The organism is Curtobacterium sp. BNK-1, assembly GCF_048685235.1.
GTDB classification, from domain to species: domain Bacteria; phylum Pseudomonadota; class Gammaproteobacteria; order Enterobacterales; family Enterobacteriaceae; genus Pantoea; species Pantoea agglomerans.
This window is the reverse complement of the sequence record NZ_JBLQTJ010000001.1, coordinates 3,787,212-3,804,224: the sequence shown is the minus strand read 5'-3', so window position 1 is coordinate 3,804,224 and position 17,013 is coordinate 3,787,212. Positions and strand designations below refer to the sequence as shown.

Annotated in this window: 14 protein-coding genes; 2 read left to right on the top strand and 12 right to left on the bottom strand. The window is 56.0% G+C overall.

The annotated features are described in order from the left end of the window. Nucleotides 1-155 precede the first annotated feature (155 nt). Nucleotides 156-1,478 carry a xylose isomerase gene (xylA, locus tag ACMGGP_RS18010; protein WP_010258886.1) on the top strand — a complete coding sequence of 441 codons (1,323 nt, stop codon included), beginning with the start codon at nt 156-158 and terminating at the stop codon, nt 1,476-1,478. 17 nt (nt 1,479-1,495) lie between these two features. Beyond that, complete coding sequence (gene xylB / locus ACMGGP_RS18005) at nt 1,496-2,938, top strand: xylulokinase (RefSeq protein WP_163850889.1); 1,443 nt, start codon at nt 1,496-1,498, stop codon at nt 2,936-2,938. A 166-nt stretch (nt 2,939-3,104) separates the two neighbouring features. On the opposite strand, the gene ACMGGP_RS18000 is transcribed toward xylB, so the two are convergent. The 12 genes from ACMGGP_RS18000 to atpA all read right to left on the bottom strand — a co-directional run bounded on the left by ACMGGP_RS18000 (nt 3,105) and on the right by atpA (nt 17,013). Beyond that, nucleotides 3,105-4,343 (bottom strand): MFS transporter, encoded by a 1,239-nt coding sequence (locus tag ACMGGP_RS18000; protein ID WP_010258883.1) that lies wholly within the window; start codon nt 4,341-4,343, stop codon nt 3,105-3,107. 107 nt (nt 4,344-4,450) lie between these two features. Continuing rightward, nucleotides 4,451-5,185, bottom strand: a complete 735-nt coding sequence (phoU, locus tag ACMGGP_RS17995) for a phosphate signaling complex protein PhoU (protein WP_010258881.1) — start codon at nt 5,183-5,185, stop codon at nt 4,451-4,453. 17 nt (nt 5,186-5,202) lie between these two features. Further along, nucleotides 5,203-5,976, bottom strand: a complete 774-nt coding sequence (gene pstB, locus ACMGGP_RS17990) for a phosphate ABC transporter ATP-binding protein PstB (RefSeq protein ID WP_010258879.1) — start codon at nt 5,974-5,976, stop codon at nt 5,203-5,205. A 44-nt stretch (nt 5,977-6,020) separates the two neighbouring features. After that, the gene (gene pstA, locus ACMGGP_RS17985) at nt 6,021-6,911 is read right to left on the bottom strand and encodes a phosphate ABC transporter permease PstA (protein WP_010258878.1); all 891 of its coding nucleotides are present in this window, start codon (nt 6,909-6,911) and stop codon (nt 6,021-6,023) included. Then, entirely contained in the window at nt 6,908-7,870 is a 963-nt protein-coding gene (pstC, locus tag ACMGGP_RS17980) for a phosphate ABC transporter permease PstC (protein ID WP_022624789.1), read from the bottom strand. Before pstC ends, pstA begins: the two co-directional genes overlap by 4 nt. Nucleotides 7,871-7,957: 87 nt before the next feature. After that, entirely contained in the window at nt 7,958-9,001 is a 1,044-nt protein-coding gene (pstS, locus tag ACMGGP_RS17975; RefSeq protein WP_010258875.1) for a phosphate ABC transporter substrate-binding protein PstS, read from the bottom strand. A 165-nt stretch (nt 9,002-9,166) separates the two neighbouring features. Beyond that, nucleotides 9,167-10,996, bottom strand: a complete 1,830-nt coding sequence (gene glmS, locus ACMGGP_RS17970; RefSeq protein ID WP_010672188.1) for a glutamine--fructose-6-phosphate transaminase (isomerizing) — start codon at nt 10,994-10,996, stop codon at nt 9,167-9,169. Between the two features lie 153 nt (nt 10,997-11,149). Next, nucleotides 11,150-12,520 carry a bifunctional UDP-N-acetylglucosamine diphosphorylase/glucosamine-1-phosphate N-acetyltransferase GlmU gene (glmU, locus tag ACMGGP_RS17965; protein WP_167430515.1) on the bottom strand — a complete coding sequence of 457 codons (1,371 nt, stop codon included), beginning with the start codon at nt 12,518-12,520 and terminating at the stop codon, nt 11,150-11,152. Nucleotides 12,521-12,680: 160 nt separating this feature from the next. Continuing rightward, nucleotides 12,681-13,100, bottom strand: a complete 420-nt coding sequence (locus ACMGGP_RS17960; protein WP_010258871.1) for a F0F1 ATP synthase subunit epsilon — start codon at nt 13,098-13,100, stop codon at nt 12,681-12,683. Between the two features lie 24 nt (nt 13,101-13,124). Beyond that, the gene (atpD, locus tag ACMGGP_RS17955) at nt 13,125-14,522 is read right to left on the bottom strand and encodes a F0F1 ATP synthase subunit beta (protein ID WP_010258870.1); all 1,398 of its coding nucleotides are present in this window, start codon (nt 14,520-14,522) and stop codon (nt 13,125-13,127) included. Nucleotides 14,523-14,552: 30 nt separating this feature from the next. Next, nucleotides 14,553-15,419, bottom strand: coding sequence for a F0F1 ATP synthase subunit gamma (gene atpG / locus ACMGGP_RS17950; protein WP_010258869.1), 867 nt, complete (start codon nt 15,417-15,419; stop codon nt 14,553-14,555). 52 nt (nt 15,420-15,471) lie between these two features. Next, on the bottom strand, nt 15,472-17,013 hold the full coding sequence (gene atpA, locus ACMGGP_RS17945) for a F0F1 ATP synthase subunit alpha (RefSeq protein WP_010258868.1): 1,542 nt from the start codon (nt 17,011-17,013) through the stop codon (nt 15,472-15,474).

Genomic DNA, 17,013 nt, shown 5'->3' with positions numbered 1-17,013 from the left:
AACCATCCCGTAAATAACATTATTTTGCGAGCCAGCGCACAAATAATAATTATCTGACACCCGTAGTGAAATATCGTAATTGAGCTGAGGCAGCAGCCAATATCAAATATTGCTTCAACGCAGGCCATTCGGGTACTGATGCTAAGGAGCAAACCATGCACGCTTATTTCGATCAGATCGATCGGGTTCGTTATGAAGGCACCCAGTCGACTCATCCTCTCGCTTTCCGCCACTACAATCCCGATGAGGTGATCCTCGGCAAGACCATGGCGGAGCATCTGCGCTTTGCCGCCTGTTACTGGCACACCTTCTGCTGGAATGGCGCGGATATGTTTGGTGTCGGCGCTTTTGATCGTCCGTGGCAGAAAAGCGGAGATGCGCTGCAGCTGGCAAAACTGAAAGCGGATGTGGCCTTTGAGTTTTTCCACAAGCTGAATGTGCCGTGGTACTGCTTCCATGACGTTGATGTCTCACCAGAAGGCGATTCGCTGCACAGCTACAAAGAGAATTTTGCCGCCATGACCGATAAACTGCTGGAGAAACAGCAGGAGACCGGCGTGAAACTGCTGTGGGGCACAGCCAACTGCTTTACCCATCCACGCTACGGAGCCGGGGCTGCCACCAATCCCGATCCTGAAGTTTTTGCCTGGGCAGCGACGCAGGTCTGCAGCGCCATGCAGGCGACCAAAACCCTGGGCGGCGAAAACTATGTGTTGTGGGGCGGACGCGAAGGGTACGAAACTCTGCTGAATACCGATCTGCGCCAGGAGCGCGAGCAGATTGGCCGCTTTATGCAGATGGTGGTCGAGCACAAACACAAAATTGGCTTCCAGGGAACGCTGCTAATTGAACCGAAACCGCAGGAGCCGACCAAACATCAGTATGACTATGATGTCGCGACGGTTTATGGCTTCCTGAAACAGTTCGGACTGGAGAAAGAGATCAAGGTTAACGTTGAGGCGAACCACGCCACGCTGGCGGGTCACTCTTTCCATCATGAAATTGCGACGGCCATTGCGCTGGGCATTTTTGGTTCCGTGGATGCCAACCGCGGCGATCCGCAGTGCGGCTGGGATACCGATCAGTTCCCGGTCAGCGTGGAAGAGAATGCGCTGGTGATGTACGAAATTCTCAAAGCGGGCGGCTTTACCACTGGCGGCTTAAACTTTGATGCCAAAGTGCGTCGTCAGAGCACTGATAAATACGATCTCTTCTACGGTCATATTGGCGCGATGGATACCATGGCGCTGGCGCTGAAGGTCGCCGCTCGCATGATCAGCGACGGTGAACTCGATAAGCGTGTGGCACAGCGCTACAGCGGCTGGAATGGTGAGTTCGGCCAGCAAATTTTGAAAGGTGAGTTTTCACTGGAGGCGCTGGCGGCGCATGCTCAGCAGCAGCAGCTCAATCCGCAGCATCAGAGCGGACGTCAGGAGCAGCTGGAAAATCTGGTGAATCACTACCTGTTTGATTTCTAACCCTTCAGGAGCAGAGCATGTTTATCGGGATCGATTTAGGCACCTCTGGCGTCAAAGTGGTGCTGATGGATGCACAAGGCAACGTGGTGGCGACGGAAATAGCGCCGCTGCAGGTTTCGCGTCCGCAGCCATTGTGGAGCGAACAGGATCCCGAAAGCTGGTGGCAGGCGCTGGATTTGGCCATGCAGGCGCTGAGCGCGCAGCAGGATCTGCGCGCGGTGCAGGCCATCGGGCTGAGCGGACAGATGCATGGTGCAACGCTGCTCAACAGTGCAAACCAGGTATTACGACCGGCCATGCTCTGGAATGATGGGCGCAGCGAGGCGCAGTGCCGTGAGCTGGAACAGAAGGTGCCGGATTCGCGGGCGATCACCGGCAACCTGATGATGCCCGGCTTCACGGCTCCCAAGCTGCTGTGGGTTCAGCAACATGAACCGGCAATATTCAGTCAGATCGCTCACGTGCTGTTGCCCAAAGATTACCTGCGCTGGCGATTGAGTGGCGACTTCGCCACTGATATGTCAGATGCAGCAGGCACAATGTGGCTGGATGTGGCACGGCGTGACTGGAGCGATGTGATGCTGCGCGCCTGCGACCTCAGCCGCGATCAGATGCCGCAACTCTATGAGGGCAATGCCCTGACCGGCACCTTACATGCCGAACTGGCCACACGCTGGAAGATGAACGCCGTGCCGCTGGCGGCGGGCGGTGGCGACAATGCTGCGGGTGCGATTGGTGTCGGCATGACCGAACCGGGCCAGGGCATGCTGTCGCTGGGTACGTCGGGCGTCTACTTCGTGGTGAGCGACGGCTATCTCAGCAATCCGCAGCGCGCGGTACACAGCTTCTGTCATGCGTTACCCCAGCGCTGGCATCTGATGTCGGTGATGCTCAGCGCAGCCTCCTGTCTGGACTGGGCAGCGACGCTGACCGGTTGCAGAGATGTTCCTGAGCTGCTGGCTGAAGCTGAACGCGCACGCGATGACCTGCCCGGGCTGTGGTTTCTGCCCTATCTTTCCGGTGAGCGCACGCCGCACAATAACCCGAATGCCCGGGGTGCTTTCTTTGGCTTTACCCACCAGCATGGCCGTCCCGAGCTGGCGAGATCGGTGCTGGAAGGCGTAGGGTTTGCGCTGGCGGAGGGCATGGACGCGCTGCACGACTGTGGCGTTCAGCCAAAGAGCATTATGTTGATCGGCGGCGGCGCACGCAGTGCACTGTGGCGTCAGATGCTGGCAGACATCAGCGGCCAGACGCTGGATTACTGCCATGGCGGGGAGGTTGGCCCGGCGCTGGGGGCCGCCAGGCTGGCACAGCAGGCGCTGGATGCAGAGGTCACCGTGCCGACGCCGGTTCTGGTGCAGCGACACCAGCCGGATCCGGCCCGGGTAGCGCACTACCAGCCACGTCGTGAGACCTTTGCGACGCTGTATCAACAGCTCCTGCCGCTGATGAAGTAAACCTGTGAGAACGCTCCGCCTGTTATGGATTTAAATCGCCTGTTAACGGATCCCCCTGCCATGTAATGCCAGGGGGGTAATGAAGGCAGAACAGGTGATCGTGAGCCATATTACTGACCCGGAATGGCCGGGATGACACTTACCCAGCCATACCATCACGGTAGCATCAGCCAATCGCGCCCAGCGTATCTTCCTGACCCTGTTTCTTCGGCAGCAGGAACAGCGTCGCTGCAATATCCAGCAGATAAATCAGCGCCAGCAGGGTAATCGCCGCCGTAAACGAGAACTGGCTCGCCAGCAGACCAATCACCACCGGGCCGAAGCCGCCCACACCGCGGCCAAGGTTGAACAGGACGTTTTGCGCGGTGGCACGCACCTGCGGCGGAAAGGTATCGGAAATCAGCGCGCCATAACCGCCAATCATGCCGTTAACAAACATCCCCATGATCGCGCCGGTAAATAGCATGATGTTCGGGTCGCGCAGCTGAGCATACACCACCACCATCACTACAGCGCCAAACTGATAGAGCAGGAAGATTTTCCAGCGAGCGAAGCGGTCGGCCAGTACGCCAAACAGCCAGATGCCAAAGGTCATCCCGACCACGGTCACCGCGGTCCAGAGACCCGACTTCGTCAGGCTGAAGCCAAAGCTGGAGGAGAGGTAACTCGGCATCCAGATCATCAGCCCGTAGTAACCAAAGTTCTGTACTGAACAGAGGATAAAAATGCCCAGGCTGGCTTTGGCGGTGGCGCGATCGCGCACCAGCAGTTTCAGGCGCGCCGGAAAAGAGAGTGACGGCACATGTTTAACCTGCCGTTGATACGCCTCCGGTTCACCCATGCCGCGACGAATGGCAAACGAGACCAGCGCAGGCAACAAGCCGACCAGAAACATGCCGCGCCAGCCGATGATAGTCAGCAGCGGCGGTGTGATAAAGGCCGCCATCAGCACCCCGAGTTGCCAGCCGATGCCAACCCACGCTGATGCGCGATTGCGCTTCTCCGCCGGCCAGGCTTCGGCAATCAGCGCCATGCCGATACCGAATTCGCCACCCAGACCAACACCCGCCAGCGTTCGCCAGGCGAGCAGATCCCAGTAGCCCTGCGCCACCGCGCACAGGCCGGTAAAGACCGAGAAGACCAGAATCGTGACGGTGAGCATGCGGATGCGGCCATAGCGGTCGCTGAGATGACCAAATACGATGCCACCGATAACCGCGCCAATCAGCGTCCAGGTCACCAGCGATCCCGCCTGTGATGGATTGAGCGCCAGCGAAACACTGATAGCCGGCAGCATAAAGCCGAGTATCAGCAGGTCAAATCCATCCATGGCATAACCGCTGACCGCAGCCAGCATCGCTTTGCCTGGCGTTACGCCGGGCTTAGATTGGGGAGAAGGGGACATCGTTGCGCACCTCATAAAGAAAAGTGCCGCAATTATAGAGAGAGTTCAGGATGTGACCAATTGAAAAGGCTTATCCCTGCGCCGATCAGGCGCAGGAAGAAGATTTATCAGGAAGGTCTGTTGCTGCCGTCATCGCCCGACAGTAATTCATCGAGCCGGTCACCGCCAACGTGACGGAAATCCTGACCTTTGACGAAATAGAAGATGATTTCGCAGATGTTCTGGCAACGATCGCCGATACGCTCAATGGCGCGGGCACAGAACAGCGCCGTCAGCACGCTGGGAATGGTGCGCGGATCTTCCATCATGTAGGTCATCAGCTGGCGCACAATGCCTTCGTACTCTTTATCCACCTTTTTATCTTCACGGTAGATAGTGATCGCTTCGTTGAGATCCATGCGTGCAAAAGCGTCCAGCACATCATGCAGCATCTGTACGGTGTGACGACCCAGCGACTCAAGGCTGACCAGCAGCGGCAAATGCTGCTGACCAAACTTCTCCAGCGCCGTGCGGCTGATCTTCTCCGCCACGTCGCCAATCCGTTCCAGCTCAGAAATGGCTTTGATGATCGCCATCACCAGTCGCAAATCGATCGCGGTTGGCTGACGTTTGGCGATGATGCGCACGCAGGCTTCATCAATCTCCACTTCCATCATATTGACCTTCTGGTCACCGTCGATCACCCGCTGCGCCAGTTCGCCATCCAGATTATGCATGGCGGTAATCGCATCGGTCAGCTGCTGCTCGACCATACCGCCCATGATCATCACCTGGGTACGGATATGCTCCAGCTCGGCATTGAACTGACCGGATATGTGCTTATTCAGATTAAGATTATCCATGTCGATCTCCTGTCAGATCAGCCGTAGCGGCCAGTTATATAATCTTCGGTTTGCTTCTGGGCGGGTTTAGTGAACAGCGTGTCGGTATCGCTGAACTCAATCAGTTCGCCCAGATACATGAAAGCCGTATGGTCAGAGCAGCGTGCAGCCTGTTGCATGTTGTGCGTCACGATCACCACGGTGTAATCCTGTTTCAGCTCGGTGATCAGCTCCTCAATACGGCCAGTAGAGATAGGATCAAGCGCAGAGCAGGGCTCATCCAGCAGTAAGACTTCCGGGCGAATCGCGATACCGCGGGCAATGCACAGACGCTGCTGCTGGCCGCCGGAGAGACTGTAACCGCTCTGATGCAGCTTGTCTTTGGTTTCATTCCACAGCGCGGCTTTGGTCAGCGCCCACTGCACGCGCGCATCCATATCGGCACGCGACAGCTTTTCAAACAGGCGAACGCCAAAGGCGATGTTGTCATAGATCGACATCGGGAACGGCGTAGGCTTCTGAAACACCATGCCGACCCGGGCGCGCAGCAGCGCGATATCCTGCTGAGTCGCCAGAATGTTTTCGCCATCCAGCAGAATGTCCCCTTCAGCCCGCTGATCCGGATAGAGCGAGTACATTTTGTTGAAGGTCCGCAGCAGGGTCGACTTACCACAGCCCGATGGCCCGATAAACGCAGTCACCTGATTCTTAGCGATATCCAGATTGATGTTCTTCAGCGCATGATATTTGCCGTAATAGAAGTTCAGATTACGGACCTGAATTTTATCGGCTGATGCTGTCGCGATACTCATAATTCATCTCTCTTATACGGCGCCGCACAGGGCCGCGCCGGAAATTAACCGTGTTTACCTTTGGCGAAAATCACCCGCGCCACGATGTTCAGCACCAGCACGCAGAGGGTGATAATCAGCACACCTGCCCAGGCCAGGCTCTGCCATTCGGCGAACGGGCTCATGGCGAACTTAAAGATGGTGACCGGCAGGTTCGCCAGCGGCTGCATCATGTCGGTGCTCCAGAACTGGTTCGAGAGCGCCGTGAACAGCAGCGGTGCCGTTTCACCTGCAATGCGCGCAATCGCCAGCAGCACACCCGTGATGATGCCGGAGACCGACGCTTTCAGGGTGATAGACGCGATCATCTTCCACTTGGGCGTACCCAGCGCGTAAGCCGCTTCACGCATGCTGTCTGGCACCAGTCGCATCATGTTTTCGGTGGTACGAATCACAATCGGCACCTGCAGCAGCGCCAGCGCAATCACCCCGGCCCAGCCGGAGAAGTGCTGCATCTGCGACACCACAAGGGTGTAGACGAACAGGCCGACCACAATCGAGGGTGCCGAAAGCAGAATGTCGTTAATAAAGCGGATCACTTCTGCCAGTGGCGACTTGCGCCCATATTCCGCCAGATAGATACCCGCCATGATGCCCAGCGGTGTGCCGAAGAAGGTAGACCAGAAAATCAGCAATCCGCTGCCCGCCAGGGCGTTAGCCAGTCCGCCGCCCGCAGTATTGGGTGGCGGCGTTGATTCGGTGAACAGGGACCAGGAGAGTCCATCCACGCCGCGCGATACGGTGGTGAACAGGATCCACACCAGCCAGAACAGGCCAAAAGCCATGGTCAGCAGCGACAGCGTCAGCGCAATTTTATTTTTAGTGCTGCGCCAGGACTGCATTTTACGGCGTGATGCGTCCAGTTCGGCGCGCGCCTGAATTTCAATTGTGGTCATGAGCGCGCTCCTTCACTTTTCGCCAGCCGCATAATCATCAGCTTTGAAATCGCCAGCACGATAAAGGTAATCACAAACAGGATCAGTCCCAGCTCCATCAGCGCGGCGACGTGCACGCCCGATTCCGCTTCAGCGAACTCGTTGGCCAGCGCCGAGGTGATGCTGTTACCCGGCATAAACAGTGACGGGCTGTCGAGCTGGTAGGTGTTGCCGATAATAAAAGTCACCGCCATGGTTTCACCCAGCGCACGACCCAGTCCGAGCATCACACCGCCAATCACGCCATTTTTGGTAAAGGGCAGTACGATGCGCCAGATCACTTCCCAGGTGGTGCAGCCGATGCCGTAGGCTGACTCTTTCATCATCACCGGGGTCTGCTCAAAGACGTCGCGCATCACCGAGGCGATATAAGGGATGATCATGATCGCCAGAATCACACCCGCCGCGAGGATGCCGATACCGAAAGCGGGGCCGGAGAAAAGCTCGCCGACAATCGGAATGCCCGATAGCACGTCATTGACCGGTGTCTGGAAGTATTCGGCAAACAGCGGCGCGAAAACAAACAGACCCCACATGCCATAAACAATACTGGGAATGGCCGCCAGCAGCTCAATGGCGGTGCCCAGCGGGCGACGCAGCCAGCCTGGCGCGAGTTCGGTCAGGAACAGCGCGATACCAAAACTCACCGGTACTGCGATAATCAGGGCAATAATGGAGGTCACAAGGGTGCCGTAGATCGGTACCAGTGCACCAAATTGTTCGTTGGGCGCATCCCAGGTTTTGGTCCACAAAAAGGCGAAACCAAACTTCTGGATGCTGGGCCACGAGGAGATGATCAGGGAGACAATAATGCCGCCCATCAGTAACAGGACAATCAGCGCAGCCAGCCTGACCAGCGCGCCAAAAATTCTGTCACCTTGTTTGCCTGGGGCTTTGAATGCCGGCTTCGTTGCAGCCATAGAAGTCTCAGTCTTCAGAAGTTATCAGGACGGCATGACGCCGCCCGTTGAGTCTGACCGGACTGCTGTCCGGTCAGGGTCGGTCAATTACTGATAAAGCGCTTTACCAGAACTGTCTTTGATGTTGGCTTTCCAGGCGGCGCGAATCTGTTCAGTCACGCTCTCTGGCAGCGCAGCATAATCCAGCGCTGTGGCGGTTTTGCTGCCACTTTTGTAAGCCCAGTCGAAGAATTTCAGTACTTCAGCGCCTTTGGCCGCATTAGCCTGATCTTTGTAGATCAGAATAAAGGTGGTTGACGAGATTGGCCAGGCATCAGCGCCCTTCTGGAAGGTCAGATCCTGCGCGAACGATTTGCTCCAGTCAGCGCCTTTCGCGGCATTACTGAAGCTGGTTTCGCTTGGGGCGACCGCTTTGCCATCGGCATCGATCAATTTGGTGTAGGTCAGGTTGTTCTGTTTGGCGTAGGCGTACTCCACGTAGCCGATTGAACCCGGCAGACGCTGAACAAACGCGGCGACGCCGTCGTTGCCTTTACCACCCAGACCGACCGGCCAGTTAACGGTGTTACCTTTACCAATTTTGCTGTTCCAGTCCGGGTTCACTTTCGCCAGATAGCTGGTGAAGACGAACGAGGTGCCTGAACCGTCAGCGCGACGTACCACGTTGATGTTGGTCTCTGGCAGTTTCACGCCTGGGTTAAGTTTGGCAATCGCCGGGTCGTTCCACTTTTTGATGGTGCCGAGGTAGATATCACCGACGGTTTTGCCATCCAGCGTCAGCTGACCTGACTTGATACCCGGCAGGTTAACCGCCAGCACTACGCCACCGATCACGGTAGGGAACTGGAACAGGCCATTTTTCTGCAGATCTTCATCTTTCATTGGCGCATCGGACGCACCGAAATCGACGGTTTTAGCGATGATCTGTTTCACGCCGCCAGATGAACCAATACCCTGGTAGTTAACTTTGCTACCGGTGGCTTTTTGATATTCTGCTGCCCACTTGGCATAAACCGGCGCCGGGAACGTCCCGCCTGCGCCAGTGAGATCGGTTGCCGCAAAAGCAGATACCGCGCTTACGGCGAAGGTGGTGGCGAGGATTCGGGCTACGGTGCTACGCATCAGTGTCATATTCCCTCCAGGGGAGAAAAGTCAGGCTTGGGGCCGTTTTAGTAAGAATCTGTGATTGCTGCAGGAGGGAAAATAGGACAGTTTGATGACAGTGAAATGTACGAAATATGACAGTTATATGACAGAGGGCCAGAGCAAAGTGGGCCCGCGACGGGGCCCACCCGGTTATTCCACAGTAACCGATTTTGCCAGGTTACGTGGCTGATCGACGTCGGTCCCTTTGATCAGGGCGACGTGATAGGAGAGTAACTGTAGCGGCACCGTGTAGAAGATGGGCGCAATGACCTCTTCGACATGCGGCAACGGGATGATCTTCATGCCGTCACTGTCGCTGAAGCCCGCATCCTGATCGGCAAAGACATAGAGCAGGCCGCCGCGTGCGCGTACCTCTTCGATGTTGGATTTGAGCTTCTCCAGCAGTTCGTTGTTAGGTGCTACCACGATCACCGGCATGTCCGCATCAATCAGCGCCAGCGGGCCATGTTTCAGCTCGCCTGCGGCGTAGGCTTCCGCATGAATGTAGGAGATCTCCTTGAGCTTCAGCGCCCCTTCCATGGCAATCGGATATTGATCGCCACGCCCCAGGAACAGTGCGTGATGCTTGTCAGAGAAGCCTTCCGCCAGATTCTCAATCAGCTTATCCTGCGCCAGCATCTGCTCAATCCGGTTCGGCAACGCCTGCAGTGCATGAACGATCTCATGTTCAGTCTCGGCAGACATCCCTTTCAGACGGCCCAGTTTCGCCACCAGCATCAGCAGCACCGCTAACTGGGTGGTGAACGCTTTGGTAGAGGCGACGCCGATTTCGGTGCCCGCTTTGGTCATCAGCGCCAGGTCAGATTCCCGCACCAGTGATGAACCGGCCACGTTGCAGACCGCCAGCGATCCCAGGTAGCCCAGCTCTTTAGAGAGACGCAGCGCCGCCAGAGTATCTGCCGTTTCACCCGACTGCGACAGGGTGATCAGCAGGCTGTTTTTGCGCACCGCTGATTTGCGGTAGCGGAACTCCGAGGCAATCTCGACATCACAGGGCAGGTTTGCCAGCGACTCAAACCAGTAGCGTGACACCATGCCGGAGTTGTACGAGGTGCCGCAGGCGATAATCTGGATATGCTCAACCTGGCTCAGCAGCGCTTCTGCGCCCGCGCCCAGTTCGCTGAGATCAACCTGACCCTGGCTGAACCGACCGCTCAGGGTGCTTTTCAGCGCCATGGGCTGTTCGTAGATCTCTTTCTGCATGTAGTGACGGTAAATGCCTTTGTCACCGGCATCATATTGCAGGTTCGACTCGATCTCGGCGCGGGTCACGGTGTTGCCTTCACGGTCAATCACCGTGACATCGCGACGGCTGATCTCGGCGATATCACCCTCTTCCAGATAGATGAACCGACGGGTCACCGGCAGCAGGGCCAGCTGATCCGAGGCGATAAAGTTTTCGCCCATGCCACGACCAATCACCAGCGGGCTGCCGGAACGGGCCGCCACCAGCAGTGACGGATCGCGGCTGTCCATGATCACCATGCCATAGGCACCGCGCAGCTGCGGAATCACACGCAGTACGACTTCACGCAGCGAACCGCCCTGCTTCTGCTCCCAGTGAACCAGATGCGCCACCACTTCGGTGTCCGTTTCAGAGGCAAAGACATAACCGCGCGCGATCAGTTCAGCACGCAATGGCTCATGATTTTCAATGATGCCGTTGTGCACGATGATGATGTGCTCTGAGACGTGCGGATGCGCGTTCGCTTCCGACGGCTCGCCATGGGTTGCCCAGCGCGTGTGCGCGATGCCGGTGCCACCAATCAGCGGTTGCTGTTCAGCGGCTTCCGCCAGTTTCTGCACTTTCCCTAAACGCCGCAGGCGCGTGACGTGCCCCTGACGATCGACCACGGCCAGACCGGCCGAATCATATCCGCGATATTCAAGACGACGCAGACCTTCCAGCAGAATCTCTGCGATATCACGTTGCGCTACTGCACCAACAATTCCACACATAATGATGTTTTCCTGACTACATGGCTTTTCGCCACTTCTGTTGTCATGCGACCTGATATCCGGCTTTGCCGGTTCCCCGAGCCTTGTAGAGAGTGGGGATTATAGTTTTGGCACTGCACTGCATCGGCCCGCATTAAAGCGGGCCGTTAAAATTTATTTTTTCTTCACCGGACGCTGCCAGTCCGCTTTGTGATTCTGCTCTTTACGGTTATAGACCAGACCGGCCTGGGTCACATCTTTCATAATGGTGCTGCCCGCCGCAATGGTGGTCCCTGCCGCGATGCTGACAGGCGCCACCAGCTGGGTATCTGAGCCCACAAATACGTCATCGCCAATTACGGTTTTGAATTTGTTCGCACCGTCGTAGTTGCAGGTAATGGTGCCTGCACCGATATTTACGTTGTCGCCAATCTCCGCATCACCGAGATAGGAGAGGTGCCCCGCTTTCGATCCTCTGCCCAGACGCGCTTTCTTCATTTCGACGAAGTTGCCCACGTGGGCAGCATCGGCCAGTTCGCTGCCAGGACGCAGACGGGCAAAAGGTCCGACGGTGCAGGCAGTGGCGAGATTCGCATCCTCGATCACCGAATAGGGGCTGATTTCACAGTCATCGCCAATCACACTGTTTTTGATAATGCAGCCCGCGCCGATTCTGACGCGTGCGCCCAGCGTGACCTGGCCTTCAATAATGACGTTGGTGTCAATTTCAACATCCCGTCCGTGCGTCAGCGTCCCGCGCAGGTCAAAACGGGCCGGATCGCGCAGCATCACGCCAGCCAGCAGCAGCTTTTCCGCCTGTTCAGCCTGGTAAGTGCGCTCTAATGTCGCCAGCTGCAGCCGGTTATTGACGCCATCGGTTTCACTAATGCGTGCCGGATGAACCGCGTTGATCACCCGACCTTCCTGATGCGCCAGCGCGATAATATCGGTGATGTAATATTCACCCTGCGCATTATTGTTGGTGAGCTGCGCCAGCCAGCGTTTTAAATCGCCGCCGTTGGCGATCAGAATGCCGGTGTTGATCTCTTTAATGGTGAGCTGCGCCGGACTGGCATCTTTCTGTTCGATAATGCCGGTGATGGTGTCGTTCTCACGCACAATGCGGCCATAGCCGGTTGGGTCGTCCAGTACCACGGTAAGTAAGCCAATGCCGCCCTGCGGTTTGGCTTCGCGCAGCCGCTGTAGTGTCGCCTGAGAGATCAGCGGCACGTCACCGTAAAGCATCATGATATCTTCATCATCCGCGAATGCGGGCGCTGCCTGCTGCATCGCATGGCCAGTGCCGAGCTGCTCGGCCTGCAGCACCCAGTTGAGCGAGCTGTCAGTGAGGGTCGCCTTCAGGCGATCGCCGCCGTGACCATAAACCAGATGGACCTGCTGTGCGCCCAGCCCTTTAGCCGCGTCAATCACATGCTGAACCATGGGTTTGCCTGCCAGCGTATGCAGAACTTTAGGCAGATCGGAATACATACGGGTGCCCTTGCCAGCAGCAAGGATCACCACACTCATCGCACTGTTAGACATAACTATCCTGAGTGAATTTTTACGGGTGAAAGTAAAACGGTTTGGGATTGAGATTACTACATTTTTCTCAGGCCGAAATTAGGCGGACAGGCAGATCAGGCGCAGCAGACAAAAAAAATGCCAGCCCGAGGGCTGGCATTTCATGACGCATAAAGCTGGATTACATCGCTTTTTTGGTCAGTTCGATCACGCGCAGTTTAGCAATGGCTTTCGCCAGCTCGGCAGAGGCCTGAGCATAGTCCACGTCGCCGTGGCTGCTGTTCATATGGTCTTCTGCTTTGCGTTTTGCTTCCAGAGCGCGCGCTTCGTCCAGATCGGTACCGCGGATAGCGGTATCGGCCAGAACGGTGCTGCTGCCCGGTTGCACTTCCAGCACGCCGCCAGAGAGGTAGATAAACTCCTCTTCGCCGTGCTGTTTCACGATACGGATCATTCCAGGCTTAATGGCAGTCAGCAGCGGCGCATGGCCAGGGAAAATCCCCAGTTCACCTTCGCTACCTGACACCTGAATTTTCTGTACCAGACCAGAGAACAACTGCTCCTCTGCGCTGACCACATCCAGGTGATAAGTCATAGCCATAATCTTCCTCCCGGGAAACCGTTATTACAGTTTCTTCGCTTTTTCCACGGCTTCTTCGATGGCGCCAACCATGTAGAAGGCCTGCTCTGGCAGGTGGTCAAACTCACCTTCCATGATGCCTTTAAAGCCACGGATAGTGTCTTTCAGCGTCACGTATTTGCCCGGTGAACCGGTGAATACTTCTGCAACGAAGAACGGCTGAGACAGGAAGCGCTGAATCTTACGCGCACGTGCCACCAGCAGTTTGTCTTCTTCAGACAGCTCATCCATACCGAGGATGGCGATGATGTCTTTCAGTTCCTGATAACGCTGCAGCAGTGACTGAACGCCACGTGCAACATCATAGTGCTCCTGACCGACAACCAGCGGATCCAGCTGACGGCTGGTAGAGTCCAGCGGGTCAACGGCCGGGTAGATACCCAGAGAGGCGATCTGACGGCTCAGCGTTACCGTTGAGTCTAAGTGCGCAAAGGTAGTTGCTGGTGATGGGTCAGTCAGGTCATCCGCAGGGACGTAAACGGCCTGTACGGAGGTGATTGAACCGGTCTTGGTGGAGGTAATACGCTCCTGCAACACACCCATCTCTTCTGCCAGCGTTGGCTGGTAACCTACCGCAGATGGCATACGACCCAGCAGTGCAGAAACTTCTGTACCGGCCAGGGTATAACGGTAGATGTTATCGATGAACAGCAGAACGTCGCGGCCTTCATCACGGAATTTTTCCGCCATGGTCAGACCGGTCAGTGCTACGCGCAGACGGTTACCCGGCGGCTCGTTCATCTGGCCATAGACCAGTGCAACTTTATCGATAACGTTAGAGTCAGTCATTTCGTGGTAGAAGTCGTTACCCTCACGAGTACGCTCACCCACACCGGCAAACACTGAGTAACCTGAGTGTTCAGCCGCGATGTTACGGATCAGTTCCATCATGTTGACGGTTTTACCTACACCCGCACCACCGAACAGACCGACTTTACCGCCTTTAGCAAACGGACACATCAGGTCGATAACCTTGATGCCGGTTTCCAGCAGTTCCTGCGAGTTAGACTGATCTTCATAAGAAGGGGCTGCGCGGTGAATAGAGGCGATCTCTACTGCGCTGCCATCTTCTTCTTTCAGCTCGCCTTTCATATCGATTGGCTCGCCGAGAACGTTCATGATACGGCCCAGGGTCGCTTTACCGACGGGTACCTGAATCGGTTTCTGCAGGTCGTTGACGCTCAGACCACGCTTCAGGCCGTCAGACGTACCCATTGCGATGGTACGTACTACGCCGCCGCCGAGCTGCTGCTGAACTTCCAGCACCAGACGCGCATCACCATTCATAACCTCGAGGGCGCTGTACACTTGCGGTACCGCGTCCTGAGGGAATTCGACGTCAACAACGGCGCCGATAATCTGGACAATCTTTCCAGTTGCCATCTTGAATCCTCTACCTAATTCCAAACCTGGTTAAACCGCGGAGGCTCCACCGACAATCTCGGTAAGTTCCTGGGTGATGCTGGCCTGACGAGCTTTGTTGTACACCAACTGCAGCTCTTTGATCAGATTTCCGCCGTTATCGGTTGCGGCTTTCATCGCTACCATACGTGCGGCCTGCTCACTGGCCAGATTTTCCACCACACCCTGATAAACCTGCGATTCGACATAACGACGCAGCAGGGTATCCAGCAGCGCTTTCGGATCGGGTTCATACAGGTAATCCCAGGTCTTCGCCTTCATCTCTTCTTCACCTTCCGCTGGCGGTAACGGCAGCAGTTGGGTGATGGTCGGAGTCTGAGACATGGTGTTATTGAATTTGTTATTGACGATCATCAGCTTGTCGATGCGGCCTTCATCATAAGCCTGCAACATCACTTTTACCGGGCCAATCAGGTCAGACAGGGTAGGTTTATCGCCCATGCCACTGACTTGCGCCACAATGTTGCCACCCACAGCATTAAAGAATGACGCCCCTTTTGAACCGATAATCGACAGATCGCTCTGCACGCCTTTATCGGACCAGGACTTCATATCCGCCAGTAACTTTTTGAACAGGTTAATGTTCAAACCACCACAAAGCCCGCGGTCAGTTGAAACGACCAGGTAGCCGACGCGCTTCACGTCGCGCTCTTCCAGGTAAGGGTGCTTGTATTCCAGATTACCCAACGCAAGGTGACCAATCACTTTGCGCATGGTTTCTGCATACGGACGGCTGGCCGCCATGCGTTCCTGCGTTTTACGCATCTTGGAGGCGGCGACCATTTCCATCGCTTTGGTGATCTTCTGCGTGTTTTTCACGCTTCCAATCTTGCTTCGTATCTCTTTTGCGCCGGCCATTAGCTTCTCCTCAAAGCCTTGCGGCCTGCCTTTTCAGACAAGCCGCCAGACATTACCAGGACTGGGTTGCTTTAAACGTCTCGACCAGGCCTTTCAGCTTGGCTTCGATATCGTTATTAAAGTTACCCGACTGGTTGATTTCAGCCATCAGCTCAGCGTGGTCGCGATCGGCGAAGGCCAGCAGTGCAGCTTCGAAGCTGCCAATTTTTGCCAGTTCAACGTCGTTCAGATAGCCACGCTCTGCAGCGAACAGAACCAGACCCTGCTGTGCGACAGACATCGGCGCATACTGTTTCTGCTTCAGCAGCTCGGTCACTTTCTGACCGTGGCTCAGCTGTTTGCGGGTTGCATCATCCAGATCAGAGGCGAACTGCGAGAATGCCGCCAGTTCACGATACTGTGCCAGCGCGGTACGGATACCACCGGACAGTTTCTTGATGATCTTGGTCTGTGCAGCACCACCTACGCGGGATACCGAAATACCTGGGTTAACGGCCGGACGAATACCGGAGTTGAACAGGTTCGATTCCAGGAAGATCTGACCATCAGTAATCGAGATTACGTTGGTCGGAACGAACGCAGAAACGTCGCCCGCCTGGGTTTCGATGATCGGCAGCGCGGTCAGTGAACCGGTTTTACCTGTCACTGCGCCATTGGTGAAACGCTCTACATAATCAGCGCTTACGCGTGATGCACGTTCCAGCAGACGGGAGTGGAGATAGAACACGTCGCCAGGGAATGCTTCACGACCTGGTGGACGGCGCAGCAGCAGAGAAATCTGACGGTACGCGACAGCCTGCTTAGAAAGGTCATCGTAAACGATCAGCGCATCTTCACCACGGTCACGGAAGTATTCGCCCATCGCACAGCCTGCGTACGGAGAGAGATACTGCAGTGCAGCAGATTCAGAAGCAGACGCCACAACAACAATGGTGTTCTGCAGTGCGCCATGCTCTTCCAGCTTACGAACCACGTTAGAGATGGTTGAGGCTTTCTGACCAATCGCAACGTAGACACACTTGATGCCTGAGTCGCGCTGGTTGATGATCGCATCGATCGCCATCGCGGTTTTACCGGTTTGACGGTCACCGATGATCAGCTCACGCTGGCCACGACCGATTGGAATCATCGCATCGACCGACTTATAACCGGTCTGAACCGGCTGGTCGACTGACTGACGATCGATAACGCCAGGTGCAATGACTTCAACCGGTGAGAAACCGTCGTTGTCGATTGCGCCTTTACCGTCGATAGGAGCACCCAGGGTGTTCACTACGCGGCCCAGCAGGCCACGGCCTACCGGTACTTCAAGAATACGGCCAGTACACTTAACCTTCATGCCTTCGGCGAGGTCAGCGTAAGGGCCCATCACCACTGCACCAACCGAGTCACGCTCGAGGTTCAGGGCGATAGCGTAACGGTTGCCCGGCAGGGCAATCATCTCACCCTGCATGACATCGGCCAGGCCGTGTACGCGGATGATACCGTCACTTACAGAAACAATCGTACCTTCGTTGTGAGCTTCACTCACGACATTGAACTGAGCAATGCGCTGCTTGATCAGTTCGCTGATTTCGGTGGAATTCAGTTGCAT

Excerpts from the sequence above, each read along its gene's own strand:
- xylA (WP_010258886.1), top strand. The coding sequence starts at position 156 with ATGCACGCTTATTTCGATCAGATCGATCGGGTTCGTTATGAAGGCACC.
- xylB (WP_163850889.1), top strand. The coding sequence starts at position 1,496 with ATGTTTATCGGGATCGATTTAGGCACCTCTGGCGTCAAAGTGGTGCTG.
- ACMGGP_RS17960 (WP_010258871.1), bottom strand. The coding sequence starts at position 13,100 with ATGGCTATGACTTATCACCTGGATGTGGTCAGCGCAGAGGAGCAGTTG.
- ACMGGP_RS18000 (WP_010258883.1), bottom strand. The coding sequence starts at position 4,343 with ATGTCCCCTTCTCCCCAATCTAAGCCCGGCGTAACGCCAGGCAAAGCG.
- pstA (WP_010258878.1), bottom strand. The coding sequence starts at position 6,911 with ATGACCACAATTGAAATTCAGGCGCGCGCCGAACTGGACGCATCACGC.
- pstB (WP_010258879.1), bottom strand. The coding sequence starts at position 5,976 with ATGAGTATCGCGACAGCATCAGCCGATAAAATTCAGGTCCGTAATCTG.
- pstC (WP_022624789.1), bottom strand. The coding sequence starts at position 7,870 with ATGGCTGCAACGAAGCCGGCATTCAAAGCCCCAGGCAAACAAGGTGAC.
- glmS (WP_010672188.1), bottom strand. The coding sequence starts at position 10,996 with ATGTGTGGAATTGTTGGTGCAGTAGCGCAACGTGATATCGCAGAGATT.
- pstS (WP_010258875.1), bottom strand. The coding sequence starts at position 9,001 with ATGACACTGATGCGTAGCACCGTAGCCCGAATCCTCGCCACCACCTTC.
- phoU (WP_010258881.1), bottom strand. The coding sequence starts at position 5,185 with ATGGATAATCTTAATCTGAATAAGCACATATCCGGTCAGTTCAATGCC.
- atpG (WP_010258869.1), bottom strand. The coding sequence starts at position 15,419 with ATGGCCGGCGCAAAAGAGATACGAAGCAAGATTGGAAGCGTGAAAAAC.
- glmU (WP_167430515.1), bottom strand. The coding sequence starts at position 12,520 with ATGTCTAACAGTGCGATGAGTGTGGTGATCCTTGCTGCTGGCAAGGGC.
- atpD (WP_010258870.1), bottom strand. The coding sequence starts at position 14,522 with ATGGCAACTGGAAAGATTGTCCAGATTATCGGCGCCGTTGTTGACGTC.
- atpA (WP_010258868.1), bottom strand. The coding sequence starts at position 17,013 with ATGCAACTGAATTCCACCGAAATCAGCGAACTGATCAAGCAGCGCATT.